A 24,657-nucleotide genomic window follows, 5' to 3' on the forward strand; every position below is an offset into this window, starting at 1 on the left:
ATTTTTGGCATGTTCTTTTCATTATTTTTGTGCATTAAATCGTATTATTTTGAAGAAACTATTTCTACTAGCTTTTATATTATTCTCTGTTGTAAGTTTTTCTCAAACAAAAAAAATCAAAATCCTTTCTACTGAACTAAGTACCGCTGATGAAAGCAAGTACCCTGGGGCAACCTTGCTAATTGGTAAGGTAAAAATGTCTCACGAAGGTGCTACGCTAGATTGCCAAAGAGCCTTATTATATAAAGACAAAAACTTATTTAAAGCCATTGGTGAAGTAGTAATTGAACAAGGAGACACAATTATTCAATACAGTGATTTTGCTACTTATAACGGAAATACGAAAAAAGCGAAATCTTGGGGTAATGTAGAAATTAACGATAAAGAAATGACGTTAAAAACTGATACACTTCATTTTGACAGAGTTAACCAAGTACTACATTATCCTAATGGAGGAACAATTAGAGATACCAAAAACACCCTAAAAAGTGTAAAAGGAACCTACCTTTTAAGAGATAAAAAATTCACTGCACAATCAAAAGTAACTGTTGTAAACCCTGAAAATCATTTAGAATCTGACCATTTAGATTATTATACCAATACACAGCTAGCCTATTTATATGGTCCTAGTACTATTACCAATTTAAAAGACAGTACCAAAGTATATTCTGAAAGAGGTTTTTACGACACCAATACCGATATTTCTTACTTCGTAAAAAACGCCAAATTATTTTTAAAAGAACGTACTGTTTCTGCCGACAGTTTGTACTATGATAAACGAAAAGGCTTTGCTTCTGCTACCAACAACATCAAAGTGGTTGATACTGTTCAGAACATGGTTGCAAAAGGAAACTATGCAGAGTTATACGAGCAGAAAGATTCTTTATTCATTATTGATAGAGCCGTTGCTATTTCTGTTTTTGAAAAAGATTCAATGCACGTTGCTGGTGATAAAATTTTACTTACCGGAAAACCTGAAAAACGAATTGTACGTATTTTTAACAACGTAAAAATATTCAAATCTGACTTACAAGGAAAGTGCGATTCTATTCACACCAGCCAAGAAACAGGGCTAACACGAATGTTTAAAAGACCTATTTTATGGTCTAAAAACAGTCAAATTACAGGAGATAGTATTCAATTATTAACCAATAAAGAAACTAATAAGCTAGATTCCTTAAAAGTACTTCAAAATGCTTTTATGATTCAGCAAGATTCAATTCATAAAGAAAATTTCAACCAAATAAAAGGTCGAAATATCTATGGAAAGTTTGAAGATGATGAGCTACGTACGATGATGGTTATTGGTAATGCTGAATCATTATACTTCAATAATAATGATGAAACACAGAAGCTTGAAACCATTACCAAAGAAATAGCGAGTGATATTGAGTTTATTTTAGAAGACGGAGAAATTGCGCAAACTAAGTATTTTAAAAAATCGGAAGGAACAACTTACCCTCCTTCTGAATTCCCTTCAGAAGAACATAAATTTAAAGGGTTTTTATGGCGTGGTGATGAGCAACCCTTAAGTGTTGAAGACATTTTTGTAAAAGACACCACTAACACTGCTCCAACAAGAGAAAAAAAGGAGTTAGACGTTGTAAAAGAAGCAAAAGAAAACTTTTTAAAGGAATCTTCTAAAAAAGAGACCAGAAAACGAAAAAAGCCAAATCTTAAAGAATTAAAATAATTCCTGTGAAAGACGATTTTTTAAAACACCAAGGACAAACTACTCCACATCCATTAGCTATTGAAATTTCACATGCTAACGGTAGTTATATTTATGACAGCAACGGAAAAGCTATGTTAGACTTCGTGGCGGGGGTTTCTGCTAACAGTTTAGGGCATAATCATCCAAAGGTAAACGAGGCTATAAAAAATCAGTTAGCGCAATATACACACGTAATGGTGTATGGAGAATTCATTCAAAAACCACAAGTAGAATTGTGCAAAGCTTTAGCAGCTACCTTACCTCCTAACCTTTCATCTGTTTATTTGGTAAATTCTGGTACAGAAGCTACTGAAGGTGCTTTAAAATTAGCCAAACGTTTTACTGGTAGAAGTGAAATTATTGCCGCTAAAAACGCCTATCACGGAAATACGCAAGGTGCTATGAGTGTTTGCGGAGCAGAGCAACAAAACCGTGCATTTCGTCCGTTAATTCCAGGAACTAAGTTTATTGAATATAACAACGAAGTAGATTTAGAAAAAATCACTAACAATACAGCAGGTGTTATCCTTGAAACCATTCAAGGAGGTGCTGGATTTATCGAGCCACAAAACAACTACTTAACAAAAGTAAAACAACGCTGTGAAGAGGTTGGAGCCTTATTAATTTTAGATGAAATCCAGTCTGGAGTTGGACGTACAGGAACCTTTTGGGGGTTTGAAAATTACAACGTTACTCCAGATATCATCATTACGGGTAAAGGTTTAGGTGGTGGGATGCCAATCGGCGCTTTTATTGCTTCTTTTGAAGTGATGGATTGTTTAAAAGAACACCCAAAATTAGGACATATTACTACGTTTGGCGGACATCCTATAATTGCGAGTGCTGGTTTAGCTACGGTACAAGAAATCACTTCCTCTAACTTAATGGAAGAAGCCTTACGAAAAGAAAAAATTATTCGTAATGCCTTTAAGAATCATCCTGCGGTTAAAGAAATTAGAGGTAAAGGATTAATGCTTGCTTTATTAGTAGATACTCCTGAAGCTGCCTCGCAAGTAATTTTAAACTGTTTAGACAAAGGCTTGATTTTATTCTGGTTACTTTTTGAAGGAAGAGCAATTCGTATTACGCCTCCACTCACTATTTCTGATGAAGAACTAAAAAAAGGGTGTGACCTTATTATAAGTGAGTTGGATAAGTTATAATTTATCAACGATTCACCTCTATAAAATAGACAATTACAGAGTGAAATACTAACTTTGAAAAACTGGACTAGTGCTTTTCATAAGATACTTTGTTAGCTGTAGTTTTTTAAGTCAAATATCCGTACAATGCATTTGTCAACTGGAGCTTTGTTCCATTTTAGGTCAAACACTATTTTATTATAGTTGATATTCTCAAAATAATTCCTAATATCATATAAGTTTTTATTTAACAATTTGTCAAAAAGAGACTCTTCATTACATTGTTCGACCAGCACAAAATATTTTGGGAACTCCTTGTTTTCTATTTTTTTTAGTTTCTCAATATCTTTTATCCAGCTTTGAAATTGTCCTCTTTGATTATTATTCCAAGTATCTTTTCCATTTTTATCTAATCGTCTTACGTCTCCTTTAAGATTAGAGTATCTCGCAGTTTTAATTTCCATCCAAGATTCTTTGTTAGAATCGTTCCAGAAAACTAAATCACATTCGATTTCAGAGTTTTTATCAAAATTCCTCTCGGCAGCAACAATATATCCTTGATTTCTCAAAGAACAGTAAATACTCGACCTAACTTGTTCCTCTTTTAGCAGTCTTTCGTTTGACCTCTCGTTTATTGATTGAAGGTCTTCCTTTAAATTTTTAAAGATTGTTTCAATTTTCATCTTTAATTACAGCTAACGGCTCGTATAACCGTCAGTTACGGGTTTTAAATTACTGTTTTTCGGTTAAGCACAAGTCAGATTTTTAAATTTTGCTATTTATCTTTTTTATTGGAAATCGTCAAATTTAAAAATTTGACGACTTTGCAAATATGGCTTAACTTCTATTAAGCAACTTATTAGTTATGAGCCACATAAGTTGTTATGCGTAGTCTTTTCCGCTTTTAATTCTTTTCCATTCTTTTTTTATTTTCCGAAAAATTTTCTAAACAGTCATCTAACTCATTGCCTTTTGAATGAATACACTCACAAAATTCATTTCCAATATTCTCATATTTAGTATTAGCATATTGTTTTTTACAATCGGATAATGAATTTCTTGGCATAATATCAAATCCTTTTAGAAACATTAAAATTGTAAGTCCAAAGGTTAAAGCAACTCCACCAAAAAACAGAAATGGGAATTTATTGTTCCATTTTTTTGGTCGCTTTACAATACCATAATCTTGTATATTTTTAAATGGTAAAATATATTTTAACTTGTCATAATTCCAAACGAGAATATACAAATTTGCTAAAACCATTAATGGTGCAGAAATAAATGAACCTTCAAATCGTACAGCGAAAGAAAGAATACAAATATTCACTATTATTGGAAAATAGAGTATTGCTCCTAAAGTAACAGTTCGAGGTACTAGCAATAAAACGGCTGAAAAAACTTGAGCATAACCAATGAAGTGATAATAATATCCTGTGCGATGCAGTGCTGTTAGATATTCTCCCATCGGATGAATTTCCGACAATCCGCTAGCAAATCGTTCGTCAATTATTTTTGTTATTCCCGCAACTATAAATCCAAGAGCTAAAGTCAGTCGGCAAAAAATTGAAAAATACCAATACCATCTGTTTGCTTTTATTTTCAGGTAAAATTGGTCGAATTTAGTCAGATTGTTCAATTATTCACGATTTTTATTAGATTACGCACAACGGTTTGGCTATGGTTTCGTTGCGTGAAAATCCGCGAGGATTTTCCGCCGTAAACCGAAGACAGCAAATTTGCGAGGACTTTCCGCAAGGAAAGTCAGGAGCAATGAACTATAGCCGGTGTTGTATGCTGGCTTTTTCTATATTTTCAATTCAAATAGAGTTTTGTTAATTTCAACAGACATTCCAAATGATTTTTTTACCTCATTAAAATACTCATTTATGACGGTAATAAAATAGTCAACTACTTCGTTTGAAAAAGTCAATTCAAAAATATCTGATTTTACATCTTTTAATTTTCCAGAAACAAGGTTTTGCTGTTTTAAGAAAGTAAATATTCCTTCAAATTTATTGGGTTCTAACCTTTCAGATGTCTTTTGGTCATAAGTCCATTCTATTAAACTTAATTTGTTTCCGTGAGTTAGAATGTTTCTATATTTAAATAATTGATTCATTCCATTGAGAGTTTCTTTCTCAATTATATGATTTATTTCGTTGTTTGTTATTTTAGTGAATAATTTTAGTTGCTTGTTCCATTCAGAAGATTCTATTTCTAGAATTAATTCGTCTGTTAATCGTTCTAATAAAAACTCTCCCTTTGAAATATCCCTATTTGGCATTTCATCTTTTTCAAGTTCAGATGAAGTTTCAGATTTTGATATATGATTCTTAATCCAACTAATCATTAGTTCTTTATTGAACGATTCAATCAAGGATGTCAAATTGAGAATAATTGAAGAATTTATTCCAATCAAATTATCATTATTCTTTTCTAAATCTCGTTGTTTAATAATCCACAAAATTGTTTTTGGAATAAATATAAATGGTCGATTATATGTTTCTTTTACAGTTAAATCCATTAATTGGTAATCCGTTTTTCAGCTTGCATACAACTAGTTTATATACAGAATAAACTTACCGTGATACTCCTTTTTTGGCAGGATATGCAAAATTTCTTAGCAATTCTATTCTTTTTATTTTTTTAGCAATATAGTTGTATTTTATGTACAATCAAAAAAGGTTTTTCGTAAAAAAAGAACATATGCACTTGTTTTTTAAAAATAATTTATAATTTTAGCCCAATGTTTAACAACAAAAGAAATATCATCTATATTCCAGCTGTAAATATTACGGCTTCTTTTGTTGGCACTACAACTACAATTATTACTACAACCCTTTAGGGGTTATTTTTCTACATAGCATTTCCGTATATATTTATTTTTTCAAAAGACTTGAAAACAGATAAATAGCTTAAAAAATCTTATTTTTAATTTATTATCCTTTTTAAAATGAACGTTTTAAAATTTGGTGGTTCATCTGTAGCCAATCTTCAAAATATAGAAAAAGTAGTACAAATTGTTGCCAATGCCTCTGTAAACAGTCCACTTATTGTGGTAGTTTCTGCTTTTGGTAAAACAACGAATAAACTTATTGCTTCGGCAGAAAAAGCTGCTCAAAATAATGCTAATTACCTTGAAAGCTACCAAGAAGTTGAGCAATTGCATTTTGAAGTAATTGAAAAATTAGTCACTGATAATCAACAAGAAGAAGTTAAAAAACATGTTAACTCTCTTTTTAAGCAATTAAAAACCTTGTTAGAAGGTTGTTTGTTACTAAACGAAATTACCCCTAAAACACTAGCTACCATTAGTGGTTTTGGTGAGTTATTGTCTTCTTATATCATAGCAAGTATAGCTAGTAAACAACTGGATGTAGTATATAAAGACAGTAGAGAATTAATCATCACTTCCAACGCTTTTGATAAAGCACAAGTTGATTTTCAACTAACCAACGCCAATTGCAAGGAGTATTTTGACAAAAATAAGCACCAAGTAACTTTGTTACCTGGGTTTATAGCTCGTACAAAAGAAGGGAAATCAACTACTTTAGGACGCGGGGGGTCCGATTATTCTGCGGCTATTTATGCCGCTGCTATAAATGCTAATGAATTACAAATATGGACAGATGTTAGTGGAATGTACACTGCAAACCCGCATATGGTAAAGCAGGCATTTCCTATTCCACATATTTCGTATCAAGAAGCCATGGAATTGTCACATTTTGGAGCAAAAGTTATCTACCCTCCTACCATTCAACCGGTGTTGGAAAAGGAAATTCCTATCCGTATAAAAAACACTTTTGAACCTGAAAATGTAGGAACACTCATTTCTAAAATTACCGAAAACGGAAAACCTGTAAAAGGAATTTCTCATATCGAAAATATTACGCTATTAACCTTAGAAGGAAGTGGCATGGTAGGTGTTTCTGGCATTTCTAAACGCTTATTCGAAACATTATCTACACATAATATCAATGTGGTATTAATTACGCAAGCTTCTTCTGAACACTCTATTTGTGTAGGGATTTATGATGAAGACGCCGAAAAAGCAGCCTTAAAAATTAACGAAGCTTTCGCTTTTGAAATAGAGCGTCATAAAATAGACCCGATTAGTATAGAACAAGGGTTGGCAATTATTGCTTTAGTAGGTGACAACATGAGAAATCACCAAGGTTTGAGCGGACAAATGTTCAGTTCTTTAGGCAAAAACAACGTAAATATTCGTGCCATTGCCCAAGGTGCTTCGGAAAAAAATATTTCTGCTGTTATCAATAGTTCAGATGCCAAAAAAGCATTAAATACGCTACACGAACAGTTCTTTGAAGAGAATATAAAGCAATTAAACTTGTTTGTTACGGGTGTAGGAAATGTTGGGGAGCGCTTTTTAGCACAAATCCACCAGCAGAAAAAATACTTAAAAGAACAGTTAAAACTGAATGTACGTGTTGTAGGGATTTCCAATTCTAAACAAATGGTTTTTGATGAAGGTGGTATCAGCTTAAAATCATGGAAAGAGCAATTACAAAACGGAGAAAAAAGTTCTTTAGAGCTTTTTTTCCAAAGAACAAAAGCGTTGAACCTTCGTAATTCAGTTTTTATTGACAATACAGCCAATCAAAAAGTTTCTGAAATATACGAACACTATTTAGCCAACAATATAGGGGTGGTTACTTGCAATAAAATAGCCTGTGCTTCTGAACTCAACAATTATAAAAAGTTAAAACACATTTCACGAAAATACAGTGCACCATTTTTATTTGAAACCAATGTGGGTGCTGGTTTACCTATTATTGATACGCTTAAAAACTTAATTGCTTCTGGTGATCGAGTGCATAAAATACAAGCGGTGTTATCGGGCTCTTTAAACTTTGTTTTCAATAATTTTAATGAAAGTATTTATTTTCAGGATGTCGTACAACAAGCACAAGAACAAGGATACACCGAACCGGATCCTAAAATTGATTTGAGTGGTGTTGATGTAGCCAGAAAAATATTAATTCTTGCGCGTGAAAGTGGTTATGAACTAGAGCTTTCAGGTATTGAAAACAATGCTTTTTTACCTGAAAAGAGTTTAAAAACTACTAATAATGATGATTTTTATGCTTCTTTAACCGAGTTTGAAAGCCATTTTCAACAAGTATATAAAGAAGCTGCCGATAAAAATTGTCGTTTAAAATATGTTGCTGAATTCAATGATGGAAAAGCAAGTGTTGGCTTACAACACATTCCGTTTGATCATCCTTTTTACAATTTAGAAGGTAGCGACAATATCGTATTGTTTTTTACAGATAGATATCCTGTAAATCCCTTACAAATAAAAGGAGCCGGTGCAGGTGCTGAAGTAACTGCTTCTGGAATTTTTGCTGATGTCATACGAATTGGAAATAATATATAAAAATGAACTATTTAAAAATATTTTCACCAGCAACCGTTGCCAATGTTTCCTGCGGATTTGATGCTTTAGGCTTAGCGCTCGAAACGGTTGGTGATACGATGACTTTTACCAAAACAATTACCAAAGGTGTTAAAATCACAAAAATAACTGGAGCTGATTTACCATCTGACCCACAAATAAATGCTGCGGGAGTGGTTGCGCTAGCGATGTTAGAAAAGCATCCAGTTGATTTTGGTATCGACATCACCATTCACAAAGGATATACTCCAGGAAGTGGTTTAGGAAGTAGTGCTGCCAGTGCTGCGGGAGCTTCGTTTGGTGTAAATCAGTTATTAGGAAATAGCTTCTCTCCTCTTGAGCTAACACAATTTTCGATGTTAGGAGAAGAAGCTACTTGCGGAACTCCGATTGCTGATAATGTTTCTGCCGCTATTTATGGTGGTTTTACATTGGTACGTAGTTACAAACCTTTGAGTATTGTAAAAATTCCTGTGCCTGCTGATTTAAGAGTGGTGGCTATCCATCCTCAAGTTGAAGTAAAAACCAAAGACGCTAGAGAGGTATTGCCGAAAGAAGTTCCTTTAAAAGATGCAGTTACACAATGGGCGAATGTTGGCGGATTGATTAGTGGATTGTATACCAACGATTATCAATTAATCGCAGACTCTTTAACAGATATCATTGTTGAACCTGCTCGTAAACATCTGATTCCACATTTTGACGAAGTAAAACAACAAGCAAATAAGGCAGGAGCTTTGGGGGCAGGAATTTCAGGTTCTGGCCCTACAATTTTCACTTTATGTAAAGGAGATGCAACTGCCGAAAACGTTTACAAAACCATTCAAAACACGTATCAAGACAAACAAATTGATTTTAACATGATTCTTTCAAAAATCAATACAGAAGGAATTAAAATTTTAGAAACTAACTAATATAAAATGTTCACTGAGCGTAGTCTAAGTGAAAAACAAATACAAAGTTATGAACTATTATAGTCTCAATCATACATCACCTAACGTTAGCTTTGAAGAAGCTGTTGTAAACGGATTAGCTCCTGATAGAGGATTGTATTTTCCTGAAAACATTACGCCATTACCTAAAGAATTTATTGATAATATTGGTGAGTATTCTAATGAAGAGATTGCTTACGAAGCCATCAAACAATTTGTAGGTGATGAAATTCCGAAAGACATTTTACAAAAAATCATTAAAGAAACCATCAATTTTGAGTTTCCTGTGGTATCTATTGAAGAAAATATCGGTTCACTAGAATTATTTCACGGACCTACCATGGCTTTTAAGGATGTGGGTGCTCGTTTTATGGCACGTTGCTTAGGGTACTTTAATCGCAATAAAGATCAACAAGTAACCGTATTGGTAGCTACTTCAGGCGATACTGGAGGTGCTGTTGCTAATGGATTTTTAGGAGTAAAAGGTGTAGATGTGGTCATCCTCTACCCTAGCGGAAAAGTAAGTGATATTCAAGAGAAGCAATTGACTACTTTAGGACAAAACATTACTGCTTTAGAGGTTGATGGTGTTTTTGATGATTGTCAAGATATGGTTAAAACTGCTTTTTTAGATGCTGAAATCAATCGTACGTTAACCTCAGCAAACTCTATTAATATTGCTCGTTGGTTACCCCAAATGTTTTACTTTTTCTTTGCCTATAAACAAGTTTATAAGCAACATAAAGAAATTGTTTTTTCAGTACCTAGTGGAAATTTCGGGAATATTTGCGCAGGAATTATGGCACAAAAACTAGGGTTACCTATCAAACATTTTGTGGCTGCAACCAATGTGAATGATACGGTTCCTAACTACTTAGTAAGTGGTGAATATCAACCTAAACCATCTAAAGCAACTATATCCAATGCCATGGACATTGGAAATCCAAGTAATTTTATCAGAATTCAAGAATTATTTAATAACGATTTAGCGCTTTTAAAAGCTGCATTTTCTTCTTTTTCTTTTTCTGATGATGAAACTCGTAAGGTTATGAAAAACATCTATAAGAACTCAAGTTATATTGCCGATCCGCATGGAGCTGTTGGATATTTAGGTTTGAAAAAATACGGATTACAAAATGAGTATGGAATTTTCTTAGAAACAGCACATCCCGTAAAATTTTTAGATGTTGTAGAAGAAGTTTTAAATGTAACTGTTGAAATTCCACCTCAAATAGTATCTGTTATAGATAAACAAAAAGAAGCTATACAAATTAGTTCCTATCAAGAATTGAAAGATTTTTTAAATGCTTAAAACCAAAAATGCCTCAAAAGTGAGGCATTTTAATTCTTACAATCTAACTATATTATCTATTAAATTTTCATCATTTCTTGTTCCATAAGGATCTATAGCAATATAATTAGGTTTTTCATTTACTATGAATGAAACTTCTATGAGTTCTCGGTTAATTTGTTTAGAGTCATAAAGTAATATAGTACTATTATCTTTTACAAGCGAAGGATGCGTTGTAAATACTCCAATTTTTATAGGTTCATTAATACCAATTTCTTTAGTGTCTCCGTTTTCTATTGTTTCAAATCGTTTTGCTTTTATTATTGCTATAACTTCATAAGTTCCATCAGATAACTTCTTATACGAACTTTTTTCTACAGCTATATCATAAGTTATTACCCTTTTAAACCAATCATTTACCAATGGGTGATATTCTTCGGGAGTAATCTTATATATTTCTTCAAGTAATTCTATTGTGTGTGCTTTAGGAGTACTATCTAATCGGTGTTTTTCTGTAATACTTTTCAATACCTTATTTACTTGCTCCTCTCCTATTAAATCTCTTAATGCCATTAATACGGTATAAGCTTTACCATAAGAAATATAACCTTCTTCTTGTACTTTATAAATTGGAGGTTCAATGTTTTCACCAAACGCTCTTCCTAAAAAATATCTCCTTCGTGCATCTTCAGCTAACTCATATAAAACACCTTTTCCGTACATCTTTTCTAACACGACAGCTTCTGTATATTTCGCTAATCCTTCTACTAATAAAGAACCACCCGCTACTGGCTTAGCTATTAACGTATGTCCCCACCATTGATGTGCTACTTCATGAATTGTTCTTTTAGCGACTAAATTAAAGGTGTTTTCATCACGAACATCTGACAAGTACAAACGATCTTCTGTCATACTAATAACCCCTGGATGTGCAAATCCACCAAATCCCCAATGTGAAGGAACTTCTGCGATTCGAACATGTTTAAAATTATACGTTCCAAAATTTTCTTGACAATATGCTAAGGTTTCTTTTGTACTTTTCTCTATTTCATCAATATTAAAATCGTGACTAGCGTTGTAATATTGTTCTATAGAGATTCCATTATATATTGCTTTTTTAGTTGTATAATTTGCAGAAAAATAGGCTACCATAGGTAATATTTTTCCTTTTGATTTGTAGTGGTAATAGTTTCTATCGTTTTCTGACCAAGTTTTAATTAAATCTCCTGAGCTTATGGCTATTTGGTCTTTATTTGTTGAAACAACTGTTTCAAAACGTACTTTTTCAATTTTAATATCTTCTAAGGCTATATGCACATCTGAGTTATCATCCTCATCTCTTTCTGGTAATCCTCTTTTTTTACGTTCTGTTTTATCCAAAATTTCAAATCCAGAAGCATATCCTATAATAGGCTCAAAATTTCTAAAAGTTATATAGGTACCATTGTTAACAATACTTTTGTCTTCTTCATATCCTTTTAGTTCTTTTTCTATAACAAAAGTATAAGCTACAGAATCGTTGGGTTGGAGTTTCTCTTTAAATTCAAACACATAAACTCCATGTGTAGTATCTTTTGTTGATAAACGAGCTCTTTCTAAATGAATTTGTTTTATAGGTATTCGTTCAGTTATTAATAATTTGGATACTGCTTCATTACTTTTATTTTTTAACACATAATTTGCCTTGACAGTATACTTTCTTTTCTTCGGAAAAATAGCTACTTCTGTTTTTTGAGAAACTGGATATAGCTTTTCTAACGTTTGATAATGTTTATACTTACGTTCGTAATCTTCACTAAGATTTAAGTTATCATCATTCGTATGATAATCTGAAAGAAAATTGGTATTGTAAAACACTAAGCTTCCTGCTCCAATAACTAACAAAGAAAAGCTTAAAAGTAATATCCTCTCTGTTAAGTTGTAACCTTGCTTTAGTTGCTTTGTTTTATACGAAAAACCTTTTACCATTCCTCTATTCCAAACTTTAAAAGCTATTAAAACAAATAAGACTCCTATCCCTAGCCAATACAACCCTAAATGATTAAACTGTGTAGTATTGTTATTATACAAAGCCATATCTCCCAAGGCTACTCTAGGCATAAAACCAATACTTGTTAAAGGGTGTTCTAAACCTAAAAGGTTAGCTTTCATACTTATTATAACTAACAAACCAAAAGCTCCCATTCCTATATACTTACTTTTAGCTATACTATTTATAAACACGGCTAGCATAGCGTATATGATAAGCTGTAAACCATAATAATAAAATACAGAAGCATACATACCAATGTTTATACTTTCAAAACCTAAACTAACTTGAAAAGTAATACACATAAATATTCCTAAAGCAATTAATAATATGGGTAATACTGATAAACTGATAAACTTAGCCGCAAAAAACACCCAATTTTTAGTTGGAGTTGCCCCAATAATTAAATTAAAATTTACGCTATGTTCTCTCCATACTATTTCTGAACCATAAAAAATTAGTAATAAAATACCGAAAAGGGTTAACGGATTTGTAATAAGTTCTATTAGTTGATTTGTAAATGGATATACACTTACTCCGTATTCATGCCCTTCAACAAAATTTGCATACAACTCAGAAAAAACAATTAGTAACCACATAGCTACAATTACTAAAAAAGGTAAGCTTTTAAATACACTATTTAACTCTAAACGTACTAATGACAAAAGCCCTTTTATTTGTGCTGTAATATTGTATGTTCCTTCTATTGCTTTATAGGGAGTTAGCTGTTTTATATTATTTTTTAATGTTTTTTGTTTCTTTACTTTCTTCGTAATTTTTCTAAAAGAAAACCTTTTATAGGTAAGGAACAATATTCCAAGAGAAAAAGCTATCCAAAGTATTCTATTCCATAAAAACAATCCTGAAAAAGAAAGTAACTGCGTATTTTTCTGATGAGCTGTCCAATACTGAGTTTTCTCAAAAAAAGCTGCTATTCCAAAAGAATCTGCTATTGCGGCTACCGACATCATTTCTGGTGATGCAGGAACAGATTGGGCTAATAAGGGTGAATTTAAAAAAATAGAACTTACAAAATATAACATATAAATGCATACTGCACTTGCGTAAGTTGCAATGCTATTTTTAGTAAATATACTCACAGAGAATATTAAAGAAGTACATATAAAAATATTAGGTAGCACTATATAAAACCAAGGCTGTATATAATTAAGTAAACTAAAGGTTCCTAACCTTTCTGCATCTAAACCAGAAAAGTAGTTGCCTAATATATATCCGACTATAAAAGGAGAAAAAGCCAAAACACTAAATATAAATGCTCCTAAAAAGCGACTCCAAAAATAATGCTGTTTTGTTATTGAAGAGCTATAAATTAAGCCCTCCATATGATGCTGTTTATCTCTTATGGTAGCAGTTACCGTAAAAAACATAATAATAAAAACACTTCCTAAAGTAAAAAGACCTGTATGAAAATAAACTTGATAAACAGCATTAAAGTTTACTCCAGTAGGCGCATAACCTTGACTTCCTGTAAAATAGCCTAATCCTAAAAATAATATTGAAAATATTGGAAAGGCTCGTTGTTTTAATTGATAATACGTTTCAAATTGTAATAATTTCTTAAACATAGACTAGGCTTTTTTATGGTGAAACAACGTAGTGAAATAGTAATCCTCTAAGTTTGGAGTAATTCTTTCAAATCCATTTGATAAAGTAGCTTCAGAGAAAACCCTTATTTGTGTTTCGCCTGATACTAATTTGGTTGAAATTATATCATATGTCTTTCTATAGTGTTCAATATCACTTTTAGCTATAATTTTTGTCCAAATATTGTTTTGAATACTCGCTACCAACTCTTTTGGATTTCCTTGAGATATAATTTGTCCTTCAGATAATATTGCCATTTTAGTGCATAGGTTTCTAACATCTTCTACTATATGAGTAGATAAGATGACTATCACATTCTCTCCTATTTCACTTAAAAGATTTAAAAAGCGATTGCTTTCTTCTGGATCTAAACCTGCCGTAGGCTCATCTACAATAATTATTTGAGGGTTTGCCAACAAAGCTTGCGCAATTCCAAAACGTTGCCGCATTCCTCCTGAAAATGTATGTACCGCTTTTTTTCTGTGTTGATAGAGGTTTACTTGCTGTAATAAAGAAGTTACTTGCTCTTTTCGCGCTGAGTTATTAGTAATACCTTTCAGAATGGCTAAATGATCTAACAATCTTTCGGCTGATATTTTAGGATATACTCCAAACTCCTGAGGTAAATACCCTAAGTGTTTTCGTATTTCTTCTGGCTTATTAATAATATTACAGTCGTTAAACACAAGCTCTCCTGAAGAAGGCTCTTGTAAAGAAGCGATAGTACGCATTAAAGAAGATTTACCTGCTCCATTGGCACCTAACAAGCCAAACATTCCGTTCGAAATTTTTAAGTTAATTCCGTTTAATGCTTTAACTCCGTTAGGATATGTTTTTGTAAGATTTCTAATTGTTAATGTATTCATATGTGGTTAGGTATTTGTTTTCAGCAAATCTCTAGTACCTTACCTACTTGATAAATTAAAAATGATATATCAGCTTATTTTTAACACACATAATATTTATTTAAGTACTAACTAAAACTCAACTAAAAAAGCTACTTGTTCGTATAAAAAACAATAGTGTTTGTCAATATAATTGTGAAAACAGTTTTACATGAGTAATTTTGAAGTATGATTAATTTTTTAAAGAAATACAAAGTTTTTCTTATTGGCTTTTTAATTATAATTCCATTATTTATTATATTGGATTACATAAATGTTCTAAATATCCCCAATGACCAACCAGTTGAGGTTATTGTAATCATTATTTTTTGGGCGTTAGTTGTAGGATTACCCACACATAATTATCAATATTTAAAAAGGAAAAAGAAAGCCGTAATTGGTATTACTGTTCTTTTTATCCTATTTTTTATTACAATAGTTATTGATTCTTTTATGAAGCTTCCAGATAACCCAATCACATTCATTTTATTAATAATATTTTGGTGCGGATTAACTTATTTTTTAGTGCCTAACTTCATTAAAAAATATTGGAAATTCATAGCCCTTTTATACACTCCATTGCTCTTATACTTTTTTTATCTCAGATTGTTTTCTGGTGATTTAGAAGCTTATTTAAAGGTAAAACAAGAAACCCCTTTTTATATATTCTTTTTGCCTATTCCTATTTTCTTTTTTCTTTGGATTTTTGAACAATGGAAATGGGTACAAGAGTTAAAAAAAGAAAAATCTAAAACTGAATTATCATTATTAAAATCCCAAATAAACCCGCATTTTTTCTTCAACACATTAAATAACTTGTACGCACTTACAGTAAAAAACTCTCCTCAAGCACCAGAAGTTATTTTAAAATTATCTGACATGATGCGCTATACCATTTACGATGGAGAAAAAGAAACAGTAAAAATTTCAGAAGAAATAGAATACTTAAATAATTACATCGAACTACATAGAATCCGATATAAAAAGTCTGTAGAAATTACTTTTAATCACGACATCGATACCTCTTTAAACATTCCTCCCTTATTATATATTATTTTACTTGAAAATGCCTTTAAACACGGTATAGAAACACTTGCTGAAAATGCTTTTATTCATATTAATTTATACGAAGATGCTCATTTTATTTACTTTGACATAGAAAACAATTTTGATCCTAGTGAACTCAATAATTCTAAAGGTATTGGATTACAAAACCTAAAACGAAGATTGTCTTTGCTATACAAACAACAACATGAACTAAGTATTAGTTCCACAAATAGTATCTATAAAACACAGTTAAAAACACCAAAGCATGCTTAACTATATAATTATTGATGATGAGCCTTTAGCTCATGAAATTATAACAGAATTTTGTAGCATGCTACCTCATCTTCAATTAGTAAAAAGTTGCTATAATGCTATGGAGGCTATGCAATTTTTAAATGAGCATACTGTTGATTTTATGTTTTTAGATATAAACATGCCCAAGTTAAAAGGCTTGGATTTTTTAAAGACGCTGTCTAATCCACCTAAAACCATTATCACTACTGCCTACAAAGAATATGCTCTTGAGGGTTTTGAACTCAATGTTGTAGACTATCTTTTAAAACCTTTTAGTTTTGATCGTTTGGTAAAAGCTGTTAATAAAGTATCAGACACTTTACCTATCAAAACAATCAACAAAGAAAGTATACAGACAAGTCAAATCAATACTCGTATTTTTATCAAAGGAGATAAAAAACACCATCAAGTTGATTTAAATGATTTGTTATTTATAGAGGCTTACGGAAATTATACTAAACTATTTTTAATAGATGAAATGATTGTAAGCCACGAAAAGATTTCTCATTATGAAACTATCTTAGATGAAAACAATTTCCTAAGAGTACATAAATCATTTATTGTTGCTGTAGATAAAATAAAGTTTATAGAAGGGAATCGTATTATAATTCATGAGCATAAGGTTCCTATTGGTCAAACCTATAAAAGCCTAGTTAGTAAACTTTACAACTAACATCTATTTTATTTTTCTTTTATCTCTTTTATTTTCATAGATTTATGCATCAACAAAACCATTTACATGCATAAACCCTCAAAAATTACTCGTCTTTTTGATTTTCCATATCACCAACTAGAAAATTATCCACAACAAAACTGTCTTGTTTCTAAAGAGAATAATATTTGGAAAAGTATTTTTACTAAAAAATATATTGAAGATGCTAACATCATAAGTAAAGCTTTATTGAATCTTGGAGTGAAACCAGGGGATAAAATTGCTGTAATTACTTCTGCAAATCAACCAAAATGGCATTTGTTAGATATTGGAGTTATGCAAATTGGTGCAGTAAATGTTCCCTTATATCCTACTTTTTCAGAAAAAGATTACGCTTATATCTTAAACCATTCTGATAGTGTGTATTGTTTTGTTTCTGATGATGAACTCTATCAAAAAGTAATCAAAATTCAAGAACAAACACAGCTCAAAAAAGTATTCACTTTTGAAGAATTAGATGTAGATTATGGGTGGAGTTCTTTCTTAAGTCTTGGTAACGAAACAGCTCTTCAAACAAAAGTAAACGAATTAAAAGAGTCTATAAATCCATCTGATTTAGCTACTATTATCTATACTTCAGGCACTACTGGAACTCCAAAAGGGGTTATGCTCTCACATAATAACATTGTTAGCAACGTTTTTGCTGTTGGAAAAAGACTTAATCTACAAGACAATCAAAAAAAAGTGATAAGTTACCTTCCCCCATTTGTCACATTTTTGAGCGTGCAGCCTCTTATTACTGTCAATATATGGGCTTTGAAATTCATTTTGCTGAGAGTATTGATAAAGTTGGAGATAATTTACGGGAAATTCAACCTCATTTTATGGCTGTAGTACCTCGTTTATTAGAAAAAGTTTTCGATAAAATTGTAGATAAAGGCAGTAACTTATCTGGTCTAAAAAAAAGATTGTTCTTTTGGGCATTACAATTAGGTGAACAATATCAACCCTATAAAGCAAACGGTTGGTGGTACGAATTCAAGCTTTCTATAGCACGAAAACTTATTTTTTCTAAATGGAAAGAAGCTTTAGGAGGACAATTAGAATTTATGCTAGCAGGTAGCGCACCTACTCAAGCTAGACTTGTAAGAATCTTTACAGCGGCAGGCATTCCTGTTTTTGAAGGCTACGGACTTACCGAAACCTCTCCTGCAATTTCTGTTACCGATATGCGAAACAACGGGTTTAAAATAGGAACTGTTGGGAAGGTAATTGAAAATGTAACTGTAAAAATAGCTAAGGATGGGGAAATCTTAGTTAAAGGACCTAATGTAATGATCGGCTACTATAAAGATATAGAAAAAACTAACGAATCAATTATAAATGGTTATTTCCATACAGGAGACATTGGAGAACTAGATAATGAAGGATTTTTAAAAATTACAGATCGAAAAAAAGAAATCTTCAAAACTTCAGGTGGTAAATACATCGCTCCTGCTATCTTAGAAAGTCAGTTGAAGAAGTCACGTTTTATAGAGCAAGTTATGGTAATTGGTGAAGGTAAAAAAATGCCAGCCGCATTAATTCAAGTTGCTTCTGAATTTGTTCAAGAATGGTCAAAAAGACACCACCATACAATTACAAATATTACTACAGATGAGAAACTACTCAAACGAATTCAAAAAGAGATTGATATTTGCAATGAAAAATTTGGCAAGTGGGAACAAATAAAACGCTTTGAAATTACTCCTGATGAATGGTCTATTGATGAGGGACATTTGACTCCAACATTAAAAATGAGACGAAAAATTATCTTAGAAAAATATAACGATCTATATCAAAAAATATATAATCCTCAATAAATCAACCAGTAAAGTATAACTTGTGCAATCGGGCTATTTTTCATACTTTGCAGAGCACAAAAATTTGAATATATGTCGATTGAAATCACACGCCTGTTTGATTTTCCTTATTATCAACAAGAAAATTATAATTTAGACAAAGCGTTCACTACAAAATACAATGGTGAATGGAAATCTATCTCTACAAACGAGTACATTAACAAAGCAAACGCTATAAGTAGAGGTTTGTTACGATTAGGTGTACAACCTAATGATAAAATAGCTGTCATTTCTACTAACAACCGTACCGAGTGGAATATCTGTGATATAGGAATTTTACAAACTGGGGCGCAAAATGTGCCAATTTATCCTACAATTTCAAAAGAAGACTATGAATATATTTTAAATCATTCTGAAGCTACTTATTGCTTTGTTTCTGATGAAACTATTTTAGAAAAACTAAACCAAATTAAAGGTAATACTCAACTTAAAGAAATATATACTTTTGACGATATTGCTGGTGAAAAAAGCTGGCAAGAAGTTTTAGATTTAGGAAAGGATGAAAGCAATCAGCATGAAGTTGAAGAGCGTAAAAACGCTATTAAGACAGATGATTTAGCTACCTTAATTTATACTTCTGGTACTACTGGGCGCCCTAAAGGAGTTATGTTAAGTCATAAAAATGTAGTTTCAAATGTACTAAGTAGTGAAAAACGTGTTCCGTTAGAGTATGGTCAAGGAAGAGCTTTAAGCTTCTTACCTGTTTGCCATATTTTTGAGCGTATGATTTTGTATTTATATCAATACTGTGGTATTTCTATCTATTTTGCTGAGGCTATTGATAAGTTAAGTGAAAATGCTCAAGAAATAAAGCCGCATGTCATGACTGCTGTTCCAAGGTTGTATGAAAAAATTTATGATAAAATTTATGCCAAGGGAGCTGACTTAACAGGTATTAAAAAGAAGTTATTCTTTTGGGCTATAGAATTAGGTTTACAATACGAACCTTATGGAGCTAACGGATGGTGGTATGAAAAAAAACTAAATATTGCTAGAAAACTTATTTTCTCTAAATGGCAAGCTGCTTTAGGTGGAGAATTAAAAATAATGGTTTCAGGTTCTGCCGCGTTACAACCACGTTTAACTAGAGTATTTACAGCTGCTGGAATGCCGGTAATGGAAGGTTATGGTCTTACCGAAACTTCACCTGTAATTGCTGTAAACGATATGCGTAATGGAGGTTTTAAATTAGGAACTGTAGGTCGATTAATTGATGGTGTTGAGGTTAAAATAGCCGATAATGGAGAAATTTTAGTAAAAGGACCAAATGTAATGCAAGGATATTATAAAGATCCTGAAAAAACTGCTGAAGCTTTACAAAACGGATACTTCCATACAGGTGATAAAGGTGAATTATGTGAAGATGGTTTCTTAAAAATAACTGGACGTACCAAAGAAATGTTTAAAACCTCAGGTGGTAAATACATTATTCCACCATTACTAGAAGGTCAATTAAAACAATCTCGCTTTATTGAGCAAGTAATGGTTATTGGTGAAGGTGAAAAAATGGCTGCTGCATTTATTCAACCAAATTTTGAATTTGTTCGTGAATGGGCAATTAGGCACAATATAACTGTTGGAGATAATAAAGACTTGGTAAATAACCCTAAAGTAATAGAGCGTATTCAAGAAGAAGTAGATTACGCCAATACTAAGTTTGGTAAATGGGAAACTATTAAAAAGTTTGAGTTAACCGAAGAAGAATGGTCTATTGACGGAGGACAGCTTACTCCTACCATGAAAATGAAACGAAACATTATCAAAGAAATGTATAAAGACTTATACGATAAAATTTATAGAGATTAATCGTTTAAAGTGTTGTGAAAGCAACACTTTTTCTTTTTATTATGACCAAAATTATTTCTTTTTCTTCGGATGTTTCTACTATTGAATTACCTAAAAAATTCGATTATCCTTATAATTATTCACCTCATACTCTAGCAAAAATAGCTGCTAAAGAACTACAAGAATATTTAACAAATCAAACTGATTTTTCGCACAACTTCGGGATTAAAAATCCTGAGGATACTAACTCACTAGGAAAAATGTTTGGAGTCTTAGTTGTGCAAGATCAAAATGGAACCTTAGGTTATTTAGCTGCATTTTCTGGTAAACTAGCTGAAAGCACACAACACAAACATTTTGTGCCCCCTGTATTTGATGTTTTAAATAAAAACGAATTCTATCTTACAACAGAAGAACGACTTAATGAGTTAACCCATAAAATAGCAAGTCTAGAAAGTTCCTCTGGTTTTATTGATGCAAAAAAAGCATATCAAAAAACACAACAACTGCACAAAAAGCTTTTAGCTGATGAGCAATCAAAAATTAAACAACGAAGAAAACTTAGAAAAAAACTAGGGCAACAAAACAATCAGTTAAATATAAATGAAGAGTTTTACTTGCGTGAATATGAAGTGTATTTAAACGATAAAATAGCGGCATCAAAAAAAACGTATCAAGAAAAGCAACATCAAGCTCAGGAGTTAAAACAACAGCGCACAAACCTTTCAGCTTGGGCACAACAAGAAATATTTAAAAAGTATGCGTTTCTTAACTATCAAGGAGAAACTAAAAACTTATTAGATATTTTTACAGACTCCACTCAAAACATTCCTGCTGGTGCTGGTGATTGTTGCGCTCCTAAATTACTTCAATATGCATACAAACATCAATTAAAACCTATTTGTATGGCTGAATTTTGGTGGGGAAAACCTTTAAAAACTTCCATAAGAAAACATCAATATTTTTATCCTGCGTGCACTGGTAAATGCAAACCTATTCTAACGCATATGTTACGAGGAATGACTGTAGAAGAAAATCCGTTAGTTGCTCTATTAAAGGAAGAAAAAGAAATTACAATTATTTATGAAGATTCAGATTTGTTAGTCATCAACAAACCACATGAGTTATTATCAGTAGCTGGAAAAGAAATAAAAGACTCTGTGTTTAGTCGTATTCAAAAATTATATCCAAAAGCAACAGGTCCGTTAGTAGTACATCGGTTAGACATGTCAACTTCTGGAATTCTCTTAGTTGCTAAAAATGAAGAAACTTATAAAGCTTTACAAACACAATTTGTTCATAAAACTATACAAAAACGCTATGTGGCTTTATTAGATGGTGTTTTAAAAGAAGATGAAGGAAAAATAGAGTTGCCCCTTAGAGTAGATTTAAACGATCGCCCTAAACAGCTTGTGTGCTACCAACATGGTAAAAAAGCATTGACTACTTGGGAAAAAGTTGAAGTTTTAGAAAACAAAACAAAAGTATACTTTTATCCTATAACTGGACGCACGCATCAATTACGTGTGCATGCTGCACATAATTTGGGACTAAACACTCCTATTGAAGGTGATGATTTATACGGAAGGAAAGCAGATAGGTTGTACTTACATGCTGAAAAAATCACATTTGTACATCCTACTTCAAAAAAACAAGTGAGCTTTACTTCTCCTGCTCCTTTTTAATCGCAGGGCGATAGCCAAAAAATTCCTTAATCTTATTTTAAAATAGTTTTAAGTATTATTTGTGTAGCTAATATTACACACAATTTTATACTACATATTTTGTCTTTTTAAGTGTACTTAAAATAATAAATGAAGCTAAAAAGAAAATTGCTAAACACAATACACTCCATTGCATAGAGCCTGTAATTGCATTTAATGCTCCATACACAGCAGTTCCTAAAACAATTGCTATTTTTTCAGTAACATCATAAAAACTAAAATAGGTAGCATGATCTTCTGTTTCTGGTAATAACTTAGAATACGTAGAACGAGTTAAGGTTTGGATAGCTCCTTGTACCAACCCTAATAAACCTCCTAATCCATAAAAATAGATAGCTACATACTCTTGAGATTTATCTAACATAAAAGCACAGAAGCAAACTAACATCCATACTACAATAGTTACTTTTAAAGCTGTGATATTTCCCCATTTTTCTGAAAACCTTGAAAATAAAATCGCTCCTATAATTGCTACTATTTGTACTAATAAAATGGTAATTATTAAACTCGTAGATGACAAGCCTAATTCCGAAGAACCAAAAATAGCAGCCATTAAAATAATAGTTTGTACACTAATACTTAACAAAAAGAAAGAAATTAAAAAACGTTTTAACGTTGGATAGTTTAATACTTCTTTTATCACTATTTGTAACTCTTTGTACCCTTTCCATATATAATCTTTTTCAGGCTTTTTATTATACACATTACCAGGTAATCGTTTAAAGGTTATTTGAGCAAAACCTAGCCACCATAAACCTACCATGACAAAAGAAATTCTAGATGCCATTCCTGCACTAATTCCTAGAGTTTCTGGGAACATAATCATAGCCAAATTGATAAGTAATAAAATTACAGAACCAATATACCCATACACAAAACCTTTGGCACTGGCTCTATCTTGTTGTTCTGGATGCGCTACCTCAGGCAAATAAGCATTATAAAACACCAAACTCGCCCAAAAACCTATACTTGCTAAAACAGTAAATAAAATACCTATCCATACAGTATCAATTCCATCAAAAAAGTACAAAATCATTACCGATAATGCTCCTAGAGTACAGAAAAACTTCATAAACTTTTTCTTACTTCCTGTATAATCTGCAATACCCGATAATATTGGAGAAATAAAAGCCACTACTAAAAACGAAAAAGACAATGCATAACTATATAAACTATCTGGATGCTCCCAGTCCATTCCTAAAAAGCTTACAATTTTACCTTCTGTTACTCCGCTATAATACAACGGAAAAACAGCTGTGCTAATTACCAATGAATATACTGAGTTGGCCCAATCGTAAAATGCCCATCCGTTAATTAGCTTCTTATCTCCTATTTTATACATATAAATTCTAATAAAAAAAACCGCTCATATAACATGAACGGTTTGCAATATACTATAATTTATCAATCTTATTTACTCGCAGGCACGTTGTATTTTGCTGCTAATTTTTTAGCCTCTGGTAAAAAATTTCTTAACGTCTGAATACGAGTTTGATTAGATGGGTGTGTACTCATAAACTCTGGAGGAGCTCCTCCGCCTGAGCGTTCACTCATTCGTACCCATACTTCAGCAGCTTCTTCTCCTTCATATCCTGCCATAATCATAAAAACTAACCCTAACTTATCTGCTTCGGTTTCATGTTCTCTACTAAATGGTAACATTACTCCTATTTGAGTTCCTAAACCATACGCCATATTCCACATTTCAGCATTTTTGCTATTTTGAGTACCTAAGGCTAGAGCAACTCCTCCTAATTGTTGTAATTGACCTGTAGACATACGTTCTTGTCCATGTTTTGCAAATGCATGAGCAACCTCGTGCCCCATCACAGCAGCAACCCCATCTTCATTAGCACAAATAGGTAAAATTCCTGTATAAAAAACTACTTTTCCACCAGGTAAACACCAAGCGTTAACTGTTTTATCTTCTACTAAATTAAACTCCCATTCATAAGCATTTGCTTCTGCAGTCATTCCATTAGCACGCATAAAACGATCTACTGCTGCTGAAATATTTTTTCCTACTCGTTTTATTTGATTTGTTTTAGCAGTATTAGTAGATAATTTATTCTCTTCTAAAAACCCTTTGTATTGTGCAAAACTTGCAGGTAAGATTTGAGCATCGTTTACAAAGTTTAATCTTTTTCTTCCCGTAATTGGCACAGTACTACACGCTACTAAAAAAGCAGTTAAAAATGTTAGGGCTATAATTTTTTTCATTGTTTAATAGTTTAAAATTCT

At 32.0% G+C, this 24,657-nt stretch carries 16 protein-coding genes and 1 pseudogene; 10 read left to right on the top strand and 7 right to left on the bottom strand.

Annotation, left to right across the window (positions count from 1 at the left end):
- Positions 1 to 49: 49 nt before the first annotated feature.
- Together Q0663_RS10275 and Q0663_RS10280 are read left to right on the top strand one after the other, a co-directional pair.
- Positions 50 to 1,693: an OstA-like protein gene (locus Q0663_RS10275; RefSeq protein WP_299010493.1), complete on the top strand. Its 1,644-nt coding sequence runs from the start codon at positions 50 to 52 to the stop codon at positions 1,691 to 1,693.
- Between the two features lie 5 nt (positions 1,694 to 1,698).
- Complete coding sequence (locus Q0663_RS10280; protein WP_299010496.1) at positions 1,699 to 2,877, top strand: aspartate aminotransferase family protein; 1,179 nt, start codon at positions 1,699 to 1,701, stop codon at positions 2,875 to 2,877.
- A gap of 92 nt (positions 2,878 to 2,969) precedes the next feature.
- Here Q0663_RS10280 and Q0663_RS10285 read toward each other — a convergent pair whose 3' ends face one another.
- The 3 genes from Q0663_RS10285 to Q0663_RS10295 form a co-directional block, all read right to left on the bottom strand.
- Positions 2,970 to 3,539 (bottom strand): hypothetical protein, encoded by a 570-nt coding sequence (locus Q0663_RS10285; protein ID WP_299010499.1) that lies wholly within the window; start codon positions 3,537 to 3,539, stop codon positions 2,970 to 2,972.
- 221 nt (positions 3,540 to 3,760) lie between these two features.
- Positions 3,761 to 4,492: a DoxX family protein gene (locus tag Q0663_RS10290; protein WP_299010502.1), complete on the bottom strand. Its 732-nt coding sequence runs from the start codon at positions 4,490 to 4,492 to the stop codon at positions 3,761 to 3,763.
- Positions 4,493 to 4,660: 168 nt separating this feature from the next.
- Positions 4,661 to 5,206, bottom strand: a complete 546-nt coding sequence (locus Q0663_RS10295) for a hypothetical protein (protein WP_366140442.1) — start codon at positions 5,204 to 5,206, stop codon at positions 4,661 to 4,663.
- 603 nt (positions 5,207 to 5,809) lie between these two features.
- On the opposite strand from Q0663_RS10295, the gene thrA reads away from it, so the two are divergent.
- The 3 genes from thrA to thrC are packed head-to-tail and all read left to right on the top strand — an operon-like array spanning position 5,810 to position 10,516.
- Positions 5,810 to 8,254 (top strand): bifunctional aspartate kinase/homoserine dehydrogenase I, encoded by a 2,445-nt coding sequence (thrA, locus tag Q0663_RS10300; RefSeq protein WP_299010507.1) that lies wholly within the window; start codon positions 5,810 to 5,812, stop codon positions 8,252 to 8,254.
- Between the two features lie 2 nt (positions 8,255 to 8,256).
- Complete coding sequence (locus Q0663_RS10305) at positions 8,257 to 9,186, top strand: homoserine kinase (RefSeq protein ID WP_299010510.1); 930 nt, start codon at positions 8,257 to 8,259, stop codon at positions 9,184 to 9,186.
- 49 nt (positions 9,187 to 9,235) lie between these two features.
- Positions 9,236 to 10,516, top strand: coding sequence for a threonine synthase (thrC, locus tag Q0663_RS10310; RefSeq protein ID WP_299010513.1), 1,281 nt, complete (start codon positions 9,236 to 9,238; stop codon positions 10,514 to 10,516).
- A gap of 36 nt (positions 10,517 to 10,552) precedes the next feature.
- Here thrC and Q0663_RS10315 read toward each other — a convergent pair whose 3' ends face one another.
- Entirely contained in the window at positions 10,553 to 14,110 is a 3,558-nt protein-coding gene (locus Q0663_RS10315; protein ID WP_299010516.1) for a M1 family aminopeptidase, read from the bottom strand.
- 3 nt (positions 14,111 to 14,113) lie between these two features.
- Complete coding sequence (locus tag Q0663_RS10320; protein WP_299010519.1) at positions 14,114 to 14,995, bottom strand: ABC transporter ATP-binding protein; 882 nt, start codon at positions 14,993 to 14,995, stop codon at positions 14,114 to 14,116.
- Positions 14,996 to 15,202: 207 nt separating this feature from the next.
- Between Q0663_RS10320 and Q0663_RS10325 the strand changes: the two genes are divergently transcribed.
- The 5 genes and pseudogenes from Q0663_RS10325 (at position 15,203) to Q0663_RS10345 (ending at position 22,377) form a co-directional block, all read left to right on the top strand.
- Entirely contained in the window at positions 15,203 to 16,333 is a 1,131-nt protein-coding gene (locus tag Q0663_RS10325) for a sensor histidine kinase (RefSeq protein WP_299010522.1), read from the top strand.
- A complete protein-coding gene (locus Q0663_RS10330) occupies positions 16,326 to 17,027 on the top strand; it encodes a LytTR family DNA-binding domain-containing protein (protein ID WP_299010525.1) in 702 nt (233 codons plus the stop codon). The genes Q0663_RS10325 and Q0663_RS10330 overlap by 8 nt, the downstream gene beginning before the upstream one ends.
- A 66-nt stretch (positions 17,028 to 17,093) precedes the next feature.
- Positions 17,094 to 18,868, top strand: a pseudogene (locus Q0663_RS10335) (long-chain fatty acid--CoA ligase).
- Positions 18,869 to 18,940: 72 nt separating this feature from the next.
- On the top strand, positions 18,941 to 20,713 hold the full coding sequence (locus Q0663_RS10340; RefSeq protein ID WP_299010528.1) for a long-chain fatty acid--CoA ligase: 1,773 nt from the start codon (positions 18,941 to 18,943) through the stop codon (positions 20,711 to 20,713).
- Positions 20,714 to 20,754: 41 nt separating this feature from the next.
- Complete coding sequence (locus Q0663_RS10345) at positions 20,755 to 22,377, top strand: RluA family pseudouridine synthase (protein WP_299010531.1); 1,623 nt, start codon at positions 20,755 to 20,757, stop codon at positions 22,375 to 22,377.
- Positions 22,378 to 22,462: 85 nt separating this feature from the next.
- On the opposite strand, the gene Q0663_RS10350 is transcribed toward Q0663_RS10345, so the two are convergent.
- Both Q0663_RS10350 and Q0663_RS10355 read right to left on the bottom strand, forming a co-directional pair.
- Positions 22,463 to 23,758, bottom strand: a complete 1,296-nt coding sequence (locus Q0663_RS10350; RefSeq protein WP_299010534.1) for an MFS transporter — start codon at positions 23,756 to 23,758, stop codon at positions 22,463 to 22,465.
- A gap of 68 nt (positions 23,759 to 23,826) precedes the next feature.
- Positions 23,827 to 24,636, bottom strand: coding sequence for a M48 family metallopeptidase (locus Q0663_RS10355; RefSeq protein ID WP_299010537.1), 810 nt, complete (start codon positions 24,634 to 24,636; stop codon positions 23,827 to 23,829).
- Positions 24,637 to 24,657 lie beyond the last annotated feature (21 nt).

Origin of the sequence: uncultured Tenacibaculum sp., from assembly GCF_947504135.1 — a bacterium.
GTDB lineage: Bacteria > Bacteroidota > Bacteroidia > Flavobacteriales > Flavobacteriaceae > Polaribacter.

Excerpts from the sequence above, each read along its gene's own strand:
- Q0663_RS10305 (WP_299010510.1), top strand. The coding sequence starts at position 8,257 with ATGAACTATTTAAAAATATTTTCACCAGCAACCGTTGCCAATGTTTCC.
- Q0663_RS10330 (WP_299010525.1), top strand. The coding sequence starts at position 16,326 with ATGCTTAACTATATAATTATTGATGATGAGCCTTTAGCTCATGAAATT.
- Q0663_RS10320 (WP_299010519.1), bottom strand. The coding sequence starts at position 14,995 with ATGAATACATTAACAATTAGAAATCTTACAAAAACATATCCTAACGGA.
- thrA (WP_299010507.1), top strand. The coding sequence starts at position 5,810 with ATGAACGTTTTAAAATTTGGTGGTTCATCTGTAGCCAATCTTCAAAAT.
- Q0663_RS10355 (WP_299010537.1), bottom strand. The coding sequence starts at position 24,636 with ATGAAAAAAATTATAGCCCTAACATTTTTAACTGCTTTTTTAGTAGCG.
- Q0663_RS10295 (WP_366140442.1), bottom strand. The coding sequence starts at position 5,206 with ATGATTAGTTGGATTAAGAATCATATATCAAAATCTGAAACTTCATCT.
- Q0663_RS10350 (WP_299010534.1), bottom strand. The coding sequence starts at position 23,758 with ATGTATAAAATAGGAGATAAGAAGCTAATTAACGGATGGGCATTTTAC.
- Q0663_RS10285 (WP_299010499.1), bottom strand. The coding sequence starts at position 3,539 with ATGAAAATTGAAACAATCTTTAAAAATTTAAAGGAAGACCTTCAATCA.
- Q0663_RS10315 (WP_299010516.1), bottom strand. The coding sequence starts at position 14,110 with ATGTTTAAGAAATTATTACAATTTGAAACGTATTATCAATTAAAACAA.
- Q0663_RS10325 (WP_299010522.1), top strand. The coding sequence starts at position 15,203 with ATGATTAATTTTTTAAAGAAATACAAAGTTTTTCTTATTGGCTTTTTA.
- Q0663_RS10345 (WP_299010531.1), top strand. The coding sequence starts at position 20,755 with ATGACCAAAATTATTTCTTTTTCTTCGGATGTTTCTACTATTGAATTA.
- thrC (WP_299010513.1), top strand. The coding sequence starts at position 9,236 with ATGAACTATTATAGTCTCAATCATACATCACCTAACGTTAGCTTTGAA.
- Q0663_RS10340 (WP_299010528.1), top strand. The coding sequence starts at position 18,941 with ATGTCGATTGAAATCACACGCCTGTTTGATTTTCCTTATTATCAACAA.